Origin of the sequence: Nonlabens ulvanivorans, assembly GCF_000732625.1 — a bacterium.
In the GTDB taxonomy this organism is placed as follows: domain Bacteria; phylum Bacteroidota; class Bacteroidia; order Flavobacteriales; family Flavobacteriaceae; genus Nonlabens; species Nonlabens ulvanivorans.
In genome coordinates, this window is record NZ_JPJI01000032.1 from 65,759 (window position 1) to 78,516 (window position 12,758).

10 protein-coding genes are annotated in these 12,758 nt (G+C 34.9%); 5 read left to right on the forward strand and 5 right to left on the reverse strand.

The window, feature by feature from the left end:
- The first annotated feature begins 75 nt into the window (after window positions 1–75).
- From IL45_RS07510 to IL45_RS07520, 3 genes are all read left to right on the forward strand, one after another.
- Window positions 76–2,229, forward strand: coding sequence for a S9 family peptidase (locus IL45_RS07510; RefSeq protein ID WP_036582319.1), 2,154 nt, complete (start codon window positions 76–78; stop codon window positions 2,227–2,229).
- A 26-nt stretch (window positions 2,230–2,255) separates the two neighbouring features.
- Window positions 2,256–3,845, forward strand: a complete 1,590-nt coding sequence (locus IL45_RS07515) for a peptide MFS transporter (protein ID WP_036582322.1) — start codon at window positions 2,256–2,258, stop codon at window positions 3,843–3,845.
- An 82-nt stretch (window positions 3,846–3,927) separates the two neighbouring features.
- Window positions 3,928–4,461, forward strand: coding sequence for a thioredoxin family protein (locus IL45_RS07520; RefSeq protein ID WP_036582325.1), 534 nt, complete (start codon window positions 3,928–3,930; stop codon window positions 4,459–4,461).
- Here IL45_RS07520 and IL45_RS07525 read toward each other — a convergent pair.
- From IL45_RS07525 to surE, 5 genes are read right to left on the reverse strand one after another with little or no spacing between them, the layout of a single operon-like run.
- Window positions 4,424–6,514, reverse strand: a complete 2,091-nt coding sequence (locus tag IL45_RS07525) for a ComEC/Rec2 family competence protein (RefSeq protein ID WP_081866567.1) — start codon at window positions 6,512–6,514, stop codon at window positions 4,424–4,426. The genes IL45_RS07520 and IL45_RS07525 overlap by 38 nt on opposite strands.
- Window positions 6,515–6,557: 43 nt before the next feature.
- Window positions 6,558–7,205 (reverse strand): C40 family peptidase, encoded by a 648-nt coding sequence (locus IL45_RS07530; RefSeq protein ID WP_235183330.1) that lies wholly within the window; start codon window positions 7,203–7,205, stop codon window positions 6,558–6,560.
- Between the two features lies 1 nt (window position 7,206).
- Window positions 7,207–8,319, reverse strand: coding sequence for a lipid-A-disaccharide synthase (gene lpxB, locus IL45_RS07535; RefSeq protein ID WP_036582330.1), 1,113 nt, complete (start codon window positions 8,317–8,319; stop codon window positions 7,207–7,209).
- A 3-nt stretch (window positions 8,320–8,322) separates the two neighbouring features.
- The gene (locus IL45_RS07540) at window positions 8,323–8,622 is read right to left on the reverse strand and encodes a hypothetical protein (protein WP_051788698.1); all 300 of its coding nucleotides are present in this window, start codon (window positions 8,620–8,622) and stop codon (window positions 8,323–8,325) included.
- A complete protein-coding gene (gene surE / locus IL45_RS07545; protein WP_036582334.1) occupies window positions 8,612–9,394 on the reverse strand; it encodes a 5'/3'-nucleotidase SurE in 783 nt (260 codons plus the stop codon). Before surE ends, IL45_RS07540 begins: the two co-directional genes overlap by 11 nt.
- A 122-nt stretch (window positions 9,395–9,516) precedes the next feature.
- Between surE and IL45_RS07550 the strand changes: the two genes are divergently transcribed.
- Both IL45_RS07550 and IL45_RS07555 read left to right on the forward strand, forming a co-directional pair.
- Window positions 9,517–11,655 (forward strand): carboxy terminal-processing peptidase, encoded by a 2,139-nt coding sequence (locus tag IL45_RS07550; RefSeq protein ID WP_036585194.1) that lies wholly within the window; start codon window positions 9,517–9,519, stop codon window positions 11,653–11,655.
- Window positions 11,655–12,758, forward strand: coding sequence for an ABC transporter permease (locus IL45_RS07555; RefSeq protein WP_036582337.1), 1,104 nt, complete (start codon window positions 11,655–11,657; stop codon window positions 12,756–12,758). Before IL45_RS07550 ends, IL45_RS07555 begins: the two co-directional genes overlap by 1 nt.

Sequence of the window (12,758 nt, forward strand, 5' to 3'; positions counted from 1 at the left end):
AGGATAATGCAATAATCGGCGGGATTTTTGCGATTTTTTCTGTATACTTGATACTTTAACCCATTTTGCAATTACATGATTAAGAAAACACTTTTTGCTGCCCTATTTTTATTGACCAGTTCAGTGATGATTGCACAGCAAAACATTACTGTAGAAGATATTTACACAGGTCAATTCCGTACGGCTGGTTTACAATCTTTGGAATCTTTAAACAATGGAAAAGAGTACATTGTCCTGAATTATAATCGCGATCGTACACAAACCATAGATAAATATAGTTATGCGACTGGTGAAAAAACAGGTACGTTAGTAAGCAGTACAGATCTTAAATTACCGATTCGTTCTTACACTTTAAGTGATGATGAATCTCAAATGCTTATCGTTTCAGAAAGTCAACCTATTTTTAGATACAGTTCACATGATAAAGTACATGTTTATGACATGAACTCTAAAGAATTGACGCTCGTTAGTGAAGAGTTGGTGCGCAGTCCGGCACTTTCTCCAGATGGTAAAAAAGTGGCTTATGTGTTTGAGAACAATATTTATTACAAAGATTTAGCCTCAGGAAAAACTACTCAAGTAACTACTGATGGTATAGACAACAAACTCATCAATGGTGTTTCTGATTGGGTTTATGAAGAAGAATTTGCCATAGTACGTGCTTACCAATGGAGTCCAGACAGTAAGCAAATCGCTTTTATCTCGTTTGACGAGAGTGATGTTCCAGAATTTTCTATGGATGTTTATGGTAACGGACTATATCAAAAACAAGACGTTTTTAAATACCCTAAAGCTGGTGAAAAGAATGCCGTAGTAGGATTGCATGTATATGATCTGCTTTCGCGAAAGCGTAATAAAATTAACTTAAATCGCAATGAAGAATTTTACATTGCAAGAATTAATTACTCGCCTAATGGTAAACTTGCGGCGCAAGTATTGAATAGACATCAAGATGTACTAGACTTTTATTATGTAGACCAATCGGGTAATGCCAGCATTGCATTCACAGAAAAAGATAAAGCTTATGTAGATGTTACTGATGACTTAACGTTCCTAGAAGATGGTAGTTTTTTATGGACCAGCGAAAAAGACAACTGGAGACATATCTATCACTATGATGCTAATGGAAATGAAAAAAAACAAATCACAACGGGTAATTGGGATGTCACTTCTTATTACGGTTATGATGCTAAAAACAAGCGCATTTTTTACCAAAGTACAGAAGACGGAAGTATTAATCGCGGAATTTATTCTATTTCTTTAAAAGGTAAGAAAAAGTCGAAGTTGTCGAACCAAATAGGTTCGAACAGTGCTTCTTTTAGTAGTGATTTCAGTTATTTCATTAATACTTACTCGAGCGCTACTACTCCACCTATGTATACTTTACATACTTCTAAAAAAGGCGAGCAGGTTCGAGAAATTCAAAATAACAATGCATTATTAGATAAACTTGATAATTACAAGTTTGCTCAAAAAGAGTTTTCTACAATCAACATTAACGGGAATGATTTGAACATGTGGACTATGAAGCCTGCAAATTTTGACCCTAGCAAGAAATACCCTTTATTAATGTTTCAATATAGTGGTCCTGGATCACAACAAGTGGCCAATCGCTGGTATGGTGCAAATGATTACTGGCACAGTATGCTAGCAAATGACGGTTATATAGTAATATGTGTAGATGGTCGAGGTACCGGCTACAAAGGAGCCGACTTTAAAAAAGTGACTCAAAAAGAGTTAGGTAAATATGAAGTTGAAGATCAAATTGCGGTAGCTAAAAAAATGGGCGCAATGGATTATATCGACAGTTCTAGAATAGGAATTTGGGGTTGGTCTTATGGTGGATTTATGAGTTCTAACTGTATTCTTCAAGGTAATGATACTTTTAGCACTGCTATCGCAGTTGCTCCGGTTACATCTTGGAGGTTTTATGATAGCATTTATACAGAACGTTATATGACAACACCACAAGAAAATGCAAGTGGATACGATAATAATAGCCCGATGAGTCATGTAGATAAGCTCAAAGGTAAGTACCTACTTATACATGGTAGTGCAGATGATAATGTACATGTACAAAACACCATGCGCATGGTTGAAGCTCTTGTACAGGCTAACAAACAATTTGACTGGGCGATTTACCCAGATAAAAACCATGGAATTTATGGAGGCAATACACGCATCCATTTATTTAACAAGATGACAAACTTTATTCATAATAACCTTTAATAACACTAATCTTAATTAATAATCAAATGGAATATAAATTTGGTGGTTCACTTACGAACCAAAAAACAGTTCTAGGACATCCATCAGGATTGTTTGTTCTTTTCTTTACTGAAATGTGGGAACGATTCTCTTATTATGGAATGAGAGCATTACTTGTTCTTTTCTTAGTCGCATCAGTCTTTGACGAAGGTTGGGGCTGGGATAGAGCTGACGCGTTGACTTTGTATGCTTTTTATACAGGTCTTGTTTATGTAACTCCAATTTTTGGTGGATTAATAGCAGATAAGATTACAGGCTATAGAAAAGCCGTTGTTATAGGGGCTTTATTAATGACTTTAGGCCATGCCTCTATGGCACTTGAAGGACTTACAGGAACTTTCTTTTATTTAGGTCTCGTTCTTCTTATCATAGGTAATGGAATGTTTAAACCGAACATTTCATCGATGGTCGGTAAATTATACAAAACAGAAGACAAAGAGAAAGATGCTGGATACACGATATTCTATATGGGGATTAATGCTGGTGCTTTCTTGGGTATTTTACTTTGTGGCTACATAGGTGAATCTGTTGGATGGCACTATGGTTTTGGACTAGCTGGAATATTTATGTTTGTCGGAATGTTGCAATTCTATTTTGCTCAAGAAATTTTTGGTAAAATAGGATTATCTCCTAAAGGCGCTGAAGATTTTGATGATGCGATGGAAGACGCCTTAGAAGAAACTGAAGACGCCATTGAAGACACTATAGAAGAAGCTAAAAGCTCTAAAGTTGTATCAGATCGACTAATTGTAATTGGTGTACTAGCATTCTTTACCATCTTTTTCTGGTGGGCTTTTGAGCAAGCTGGTGGATCTATGACTATTTTTGCTGCAGACTATACAGATCGTGTATTAGAAGGTGATGGTGCATTAATATTTAAGATTTTCAATACACTATTAACAGTAATACCTATGATAATTATCACATGGGTATTAGGTATGTTATTCAAACAGACATATGTAAAGTTTGCTTTATCCAACATATTACTAGGTTTAAGTTTTGTTATCATTTGGGCAATTGTAATATGGATGTTATATCGTCAATTCACTGATCCTGCTCCTGAAGTTCCTGCTTCATGGTTTGGAATTTTAAACTCATTCTTCATCATTGCATTTGCACCTATTTTTTCTAAAATTTGGGAAAGTAAATTAAATCCTTCTGGACCCGTAAAATTTGCTATCGGACTAATTCTACTAGGTATTGGTTTCGGAATTTTGGCATTTGGTTCTATGGGAATTCCGTTAGGAGCAAAAACGGCATCGGTAAGCATGATTTTCTTAATACTAGCATATTTGTTCCATACACTAGGTGAACTATGTGTTTCTCCTGTAGGATTATCCTATGTGAGTAAACTATCACCAGGAAAACTAGTCGGGTTAATGTTCGGTATATGGTTTGTTGCAAACTTTATTGCAAATACAGCAGCTGGACTAACAGGTCGATATATTGATCCTATTGTTGAAGATTATGGTATGGCTACATTCTTTATGATATTTACCATCATTCCTATTGCTGCTGGTTTTATAATGCTGGCACTTAGTAGACTATTGGTAAAAATGATGCACGGAATCAGATAACCACATCTTCCTAATATTTTATAAAAAACGCACCATAGTGGTGCGTTTTTTGTTACCTTGAATTTTCAAAAGAAGGATACCTATGAAATGGATGTTTGTAATGATGTTATTAATAGGTTCATTTGCTACCGCACAAGTGAACTGGATGACCATGGATGAAGCGCTTGCAGCTCAAAAGAAAGAACCTAGAAAGATTTTATTAAAAGCATATACAGAATGGTGTACCAACTGTAAGTGGATGGATAAATATGCCTTTGACAAACCAGAAATTGCTGCCTTTATTAATGAAAATTATTACCCAGTAAAATTCGACGCAGAAGGTACAGAAGTGATCAACTATAAAGGGGCTACTTATGGTAACCCGATGAAACAACGTAACGAACGTTCACAACATGAATTTGCAGGATTTATGCGCATTTTTGAATATCCTACATTAGTTTTCTTTGATGAAACCGGACGTATTATCAATCCAGTACCAGGAAAAATGGGACCTAAAAAACTAGAGATCTACATTACCATGCTGGCAGATGAAACGTATAAATCAATAAACACCGGTCAAAAGTGGTCGGATTACCAAGCTAATTTTGTTTATGAACTTCAAGGTGACACAAATTAATAGCACCTTCTTCATAAGTACTTAAAAATGTAATATTCCTTTTTTCACTAGTTAACCTCCAACGGTTTACATAAGTTCTATAATTAGAACCATCTGCAATAATTATTTGCGGTCTTAAGGCAGTTATTATTTTATCTAAATGTATTTTTGGAGAGTGAGACAAAAGTAAAATTGGGGTTTCGGCGCTTTTTAATATCACACCAGATTCATCTAAAACAACTACTTCTGTATCATTAAACTTCACTTTATTACTTAAAGAATCAATAGTTATAATTTTATTTCTATGTAATGAAGAAGATTTAATACGATCTAGAGCTGCCATGGACCTAGTTGAATCCATAGCGTGAAAATCAACTAGTAGTAAAACCTCTTCACGATTACTGATACTTATTACACTACCAGATGCTTGATGCATTACTACCACCTTAGAGTCTTCGGTTTTCAACTTTTTGAAAGACTGAAACCCTATAAAGCATATAATACTAATTATAGCTATATGTAAATTATAACCTGGTTCTTTAATGAGCACTCGTTCTCTCCTACTTTTTCTTACAGAACGATAGAAAAACAACGCACTACTTATCATAAATATGTAAATCAAAATAAGCTCTATGAGATCAAGATGTATTCCTTTAATAATAAACTGATCTTGAGAGCTAATTTTTTCAATGATAGTTACAATCCAATCCAAGCTTAAATTAAGTATTTCAACTAACCAATAAGACGGAATACCTGACCACAAAGATGCTAATAATAGAATTGAGAGCCCTATTATTAATGGCAATACAGGAAGTAATAACATATTACCTAAAAGAAACAGCCCTGGAAACTGATGAAAATAAAAAAGGCTTAATGGTGCAACGCCTATTTGAGCAGCAATGGTTACAGTGCCTATTTTCCAGAAGTAATCAATCACCTTCCACCGTGGTTGTATTAAATTGTATAAAATAGGCTGGATTAGCACGATAGCTATTACTGCAGTATAACTCAATTGAAAACCTACGTGAAATAGTAGCTTAGGATTAATTAATAATAATAAAAAAGCAGATAGTGCTAAGCTATGAAAAATGGAAGTTTTACGATTCACATTCATACCTATCGCAATAAAAGAGAACATAGTTACCGCTCTCATTATAGAAGGTGACATGCCTGTAATTAGAGCAAATATCCATAACAATATTATTATAACGGCACTTTGTAGCCAGCGACCATTTTTTACAACTTTTAACCAATTCGTAAACCAGCGCAAAATGAGTAAGATAATACCAACGTGTAAACCACTTAAAGCAAGTATATGGATAACACCAGCATCTCTAAAACTTTGCGTGACTGATGACTCCACATTATTGCGTTGTCCTAATATCAAGGCCTGAATTATTCCTAGTGGCTTATCTTGTAAGCCTGATGTTTCAAGAGAATTCATTAATTGATTTCTTAAAGCAATAATCCACGATTCGTTCTCACCGACGTAGACATTGAGTATATGATCATCATCGACATAAATCTGCCCATGGACATCAATCAAAGCGAGATACTCCTTATAATTAAAATCGCCTGGATTGCGCTCATCACTAGCTTGACTAATATCATCATAAACAGTAAGTCTATGACCTATTTTGTATTCAACACTATCTGATTTTTTAAATAAGACCAGGACCTTACCTGTAACATTTTTACCATCGATTTCATTAATACGCGCATAAAATCGATCATTGTAAGCATTAGGATTTAACTGATCCGTTAATTGAAACGTAATCATTTGCTCCTTACCGTGTATGGTGTGATTAGAAAAATGATGGGACTGATTAATAGGTCTCTTACTTACCATATTTAACACTCCTAAGGCAATAAGGAAAAATATTACTGAAAAACTAAAAAGCGCCTTGAATACGGTATTAGTTCTACTGAAAAAAATGGAAAAACATAAGATAAGAAAAGATGTGGATAGAACTATAAAAGCAATATCTATAGTAATTTGCAGATACATCGCAATCAACAATCCTATCACATATGCTAACAGTAACCTATAAATAGGATATCCTAACCACTTCATTATATGAAGTTAACAAAATAATTTCAGAAAATAAAGAAATGCCCTACTCTAATCTACCAGCACTTAAATAGGCATTGAGCCAGTAACCTTCATTCATGGTAGAAACGATTACACCACGTGAGGTGGTAGAATGAACAAAACTAATTTCTGCAGGTGTCGTTTTTACTACTAGTCCTACATGGTTCACTCTAGTTTTGTTTTTTCCTGTAGCAAAGAATAATAAATCACCTTTCTCCACTTGTTTAAAATCAATAGTACTAGCAGCATTATATAAACTAGCACTTGTACGAGGCACCGATTTACCTGCTTCTTTAAAACTTACATGTATAAGACCACTACAGTCCATACCACTGCGTGAACTACCACCGTATTTGTACTTTGTACCTTTATAACTTAGCGCAGTTTCAATAGCGTCTTTCAGTATTGGCGCTGTCTTTTTATCATCTACTCGAGAAGGCGCTGTGCTAGCTACGGGTTTCTCTACAGACTCTGCTTTCACCTCTCGAGAAGAAGTGTATACTCTATCTGGATAACGTTTTGCTGCTTCTTTTTTTGTGGTAACTATTCTAGGCTTAGAGCTCTTACAAGATGAAGTCCCTAAGAGCATCATGCTGGTTAAACTAACAACAAATATTTTTGTTAAGTTGACTTTATAAATACGCTTTCGCGAAAGCGAGAACAACATCATCATACTACTTCTGTGAGTTTTTAATAATTAAAGAAGCTACTTTATCACTGGCACCTATGCCGCCTAGACGCTTTTCGAGCTCATAATAGTCAGCAAAAATGCGATTGCGCTGTGTGGGATTAAGTATCATATCAAGCTCCTTCTTAAGGTTTGTAGCGTTAAAATCTTTCTGTATCAACTCTGTAACGACCATTTTATCCATAATTAAATTAACTAGCGAGATATAATCTAGTTTGATAATTAATTTTGCGATACGATATGAGATAGAACTGCCTTTATAACAAACTACCTGAGGTACTTTAAACAATGCTGTTTCTAATGTTGCCGTACCAGAGGTCACTAGTGCAGCATGACAAAGGCTTAAAATATCGTAAGTACGATTCATCACTAGGGTAACATTCTTTTTTAAAAATGGCTTATAAAAACTTGCTTCCTGACCAGGAGATCCTGCAATTAGAAATTGATAGTCAGGATACTGATCTACCATTTGTAACATAACACCTAGCATTTTACTAATTTCTTGCTTGCGACTACCTGGCAATAATGCTATTAATGGTCTATCGTCTAACTGATACTCTTTTAGAAACTCAACATGATTAACTTGATGATGTTGATCGATCGCATCTATGATAGGATGCCCTACAAAATCGACTGGATAATTATGTTTTTGCTCGTAAAAATCTTTTACAAAAGGAAGTATCACATACATGTGATTGATATTTGCCTTAATGGTTTTTACACGGCTTTCTCTAGAAGCCCATACTTGTGGACTTATATAGTAGTGTGTATTAAAGCCTTGAGGTTTTGCCCATTTTGCAATACGTAGATTGAATCCAGAATAATCCATAAATATGAGCTCATCCGGCTGGTATCGCACTATATCTTCTTTACAATATTTGATGTTTTTGAGAGCTGTACCCAGTTTTCTAATCACCTCAGTAAAACCCATTATTGCACGTTCTTTATAGTGCATGACCTGCTCGCCACCTACTGCTTCCATAAGATCACCACCCCAAAACCTAAATTGTGCATCTGGATCTTGCTGACGTAAAGATTTCATAAGATTAGAACCGTGCAAATCGCCACTAGCCTCACCTACAATGATATAGTATTTCATATTCTAGAATTCAAAGTACATAACTGCTAGAGCTGCCAGTATTGTGGCCATTAAAACACCACGTGCTTCATAAGGCTGAGCTACTTTTTTAAATTTATAAATTTTTGTAGTTAAGAAAAAGAAAAACAGCAACAGATTTAATACTGCTCCCAGACCTATAAGTCCGCCCATAAAGCCCTTTTCTACCGCGCTTTCCATCATTGTTTCAAAACTGTAAGGAGCAAAGAAGTATACATATAGATATGTACCTATAAAATTTGCTAAAAGACCTAATAGAAAACCTTTTATAATTTTAATTACCAAAATCCCAAGTATTAAGTTCGCTTATATAATGATGTGCAGTCAGATCATATTGTGTAGGTACGATAGAAATATAATTATGAGCTAGTGCCCATTCATCTGTATCTTCTCCTTTATCGTCATTAACAAATTTACCGGTAAGCCAGTAATAATCCTTCCCATATGGATTCGTGCGCTTATCAAATTCTTCTACCCAATAAGCATTTGCCTGACGACAAATTTTTATTCCTTTTATTTCTTCTCTTTTTGCTTTAGGAATATTTACATTAAAAACCACTCCTCTTGCCATTCCATTATGAATAACATTTTCGATTATTGTTTTAATAAATGGTCTTGCAGCATCAAAATCTGCATCATGGTCATAGTCACAAAGTGAGAAACCGATTGCTGGTATACCTTCAATACCTGCTTCTACCGCTGCACTCATAGTACCGCTATATATAACATTAATAGCACTGTTGCTTCCATGGTTAATACCACTAAGGCACAAATCTGGTTTTCTATCTAAAATCTCGTGGCTAGCCATTTTTACACAATCAACAGGCGTACCGCTCGTTGTGTATTCCTTATGATCATGACTATGCTCTTTAAATTCTTTTACATGTAAAGTATTATTAATCGTTATTGCATGACCCATTGCGCTTTGAGGACTGTCCGGTGCTACTACAACAACCTCACCTAATTCTCTAGCTATTTCAATTAGCATTCTTATTCCTGGAGCTGTGATACCATCATCATTAGTAACGAGAATAAGTGGTTTTTTAATGTTTTCCATAAAATTTTTATCGAGGTTAAAATTAAGTAAATTAGCGATAGCATATCAATCTCTTGTTATACATTGTGCAATGTAAAGTGGCACGATTTTTACATCACTAGAATAGACAAATGAAAGGACTTATGAATTTTATAAAAAATAACGTGGCAATTGCCATATTAGTTTTGCTCGCAGCTACTGCCAGTTGTAGTTTTACTAAAGATATCGATCCAGGAGATAAAGATAAGGAAGAGCTTTTAGTAAACCTTATATCACATGTATTACAACGCAATCACTACTCACCTGCTGATCTAACAGATGAATTTTCTCAAAAGGTTTTTAAAAATTACATCAATGATTTAGATCCAGCAAAAAGATATTTTCTAGAATCTGATTATCAAGAGTTTGCTAACTATGAGTTTTTATTAGATGATGAAATCAGAGATAGTAGAGTTCAGTTATTTACACTTACTTATGAGAGATTAGAGCAAAGACGCAAAGAAGCTGAGAAGCTATTTTCTCAGGTTATCAAAGAACCTTTTGATTTTAATAAAGATGAGGTTATGGATACGGATTATGAAAACATCCCTTATGCAAAAGATTCAAAAGAACTTAAAAACCACTGGCGCAAGTTGTTAAAATTAAGTGCTTTGGGTAGTTATTATGACAAAATGGAGGAGCAGGAAGACAAGCCTGAAAATGAAAGAAAAACTGTAATTGCCATTGAAAAAGAAGTACGTGATGAAGTAAAGCGTTCTATGGAAGAAAACTTTGACTTCAGTAAAGACATTGAAAGATTAGATTATTTCTCCCTATACTTAAATAGCGTGATGGCTTACTTTGATCCTCACACGAGTTACTTTGCTCCACAAAATAAAGATCGTTTTGACACAGCAATGAGTGGTAAGTTAGAAGGTATAGGCGCTCGATTACAAAAGAAAATGGATTACATCAAGGTTTTAGAAATTATATCTGGTGGACCAGCATGGAGAAGTCAAGATGTAGAAGTAGGTGATGTAATTTTAAAAGTAGCACAAGAAAAAGATACTGTGGCAACAAGTATTGTCGGAATGCGTATTAGTGATGCAGTGGATCTTATTAAAGGTCCTAAAGGAACTAAAGTGATTTTAACTCTTAAACGTGTTGACGGTACAATAGAAGATGTAACTCTAACACGTGATGTAGTAGAAATAGAAGAAACATTTGCTAAGTCAGTAATTGTAAAAGATCCTGAAGGCAGTATTAACTATGGATTGATCAATCTACCTAAGTTTTATTTTGACATGGAAAATAGAAATGGTCGTGCGTCTGGAGATGATATTAAAAAAGAAATCGAGCGTCTTAAAATGCAGGGCATGGACGGTCTTGTGTTAGACTTGCGTAATAATGGTGGTGGATCATTAAGAGAAGTTATAGAAATGGCAGGACTTTTTATAGAAAAAGGACCTGTTGTGCAGGTGGCACTTAAAAATGAACGTACTCAAACATATAGTGATGATGACCCTAGTATTATATGGGATGGTCCATTAGTAATTATGGTTAATGAATTATCGGCAAGTGCCTCAGAAATTCTAGCAGCCGCATTACAGGATTATGAACGTGCTGTTATCATTGGGTCTAAGCAAACATTTGGAAAAGGAACTGTTCAAAATTTTGAAGATTTGAATAGATGGGTGCGCAATAGCGATCTAGGTGACCTAGGAGCCATTAAATTGACTACTCAAAAATTCTATAGAATCAATGGAAAAAGCACCCAATTAGAAGGTGTAAAAAGTGATATCATAACTCCAGATCGTTATAGCTATATTGACATAGGTGAACGCGATGAGGAATTCCCATTACCTTATGATGAAATTCCAGCTGCATCGTATACTAAATTTAATAAGTATATAGATTTTAATAGCACCATTGCAAAATCCCAAGCTAGAATTAATTCTAATGAAACGTTTCAACTTATCGATGAAAATGCAAAATGGATGAGTGATCAACGAGAAGAAAATATAATACCATTAAACTATACAGCTTACAAAGAAAGACTTCATCGTTTAGAAAAAGAAACAGAAAAGTTTGAAAAACTAGAGGACTATAAAAACGATTTATCTTTTGAATATGTAAATTATGAAAAAGAATTAATTGCAAAAGATAGCTTACTTGCAGAAAAGCGTGAACGCTGGCACAAGAGTCTTTCTCAAGATGTGTATCTTGCAGAAGCAATTAACGTACTCAAAGATTTGAAAGTTTCTAATATTCAAAATGCAAGAGTATCTACCATTAAAAATTAATGTCACATAAATCGGCATCATTAACGACTTTAGCGCTCCAAAAATTCAAGAGGAATTTTTGGGGCGTTTTGAGTTTAAGCGTGATTGCTTTTTATATAGTAATCGCTTTATTTGCTTATATCATTGCACCAGACAACACAGCATATGCCAACCAGATGCACCTATCTATTCACTCACAACCACCAGGTTTTGAAGTAAACATGTTAGAGCTTCCTGTGGCTAGTCTTCCTTCTAGTATTTGGGACTGGTGGAATGGCCGCAAATCAAATCAAGAAGAAATACCTTATTCCGAACTAAAAATTGAAAATGATCGGAGTTATTATAGACCTTATGATGTTAATGGTTCCCAACTTGATTTTGTAGATGCAAACTTTGCTGTAGCAGATGGGATGGAATTATCACGCTTTCGCGAAAGCTACACCTCGCATAAAACATTTCTATTAGGTACTGATAAATATGGTCGTGATTTATTAAGCCGCATGATGATAGGTGCAAGAATTAGCATCTCGATAGGTTTTATCGCCGTTTTTATATCATTAATCATAGGTATTACACTGGGCGCATTAGCTGGATATTTTGGCGGTTTCATAGACACCATCATTATGTGGTTGATTAATGTTACCTGGTCCATACCTACTCTATTAATGGTTATTGCTATAAGCATCGCTTTAGAAAAAGGCTTCTTTACAGTTTTTATAGCGGTAGGACTCACCATGTGGGTAGAAGTAGCCCGTGTAGTCCGAGGACAAATAATTGTCGCTAAAGAATTCCAGTATGTTACCGCAGCAAGAGCATTAGGATTCAACAGTTATCGAATTATTACAAAACATATCTTACCTAATATCATGGCACCTATTATTGTAATCAGTGCAGCTAACTTTGCAGCAGCAATTCTTATAGAAAGTGGTTTAAGCTTCTTAGGAATAGGAGCACAACCACCTATGCCTAGTTGGGGTAGTATGATAAAAGATCACTATCAATACATCATTTTAGATAAAGCTTATCTTGCGCTTGTACCTGGAATAGCAATCATGACACTAGTAATGGCATTCATGCTCTTAGGAAATGCCTTAAGAGATGCGCTAGATGTAAAAACTACTTAA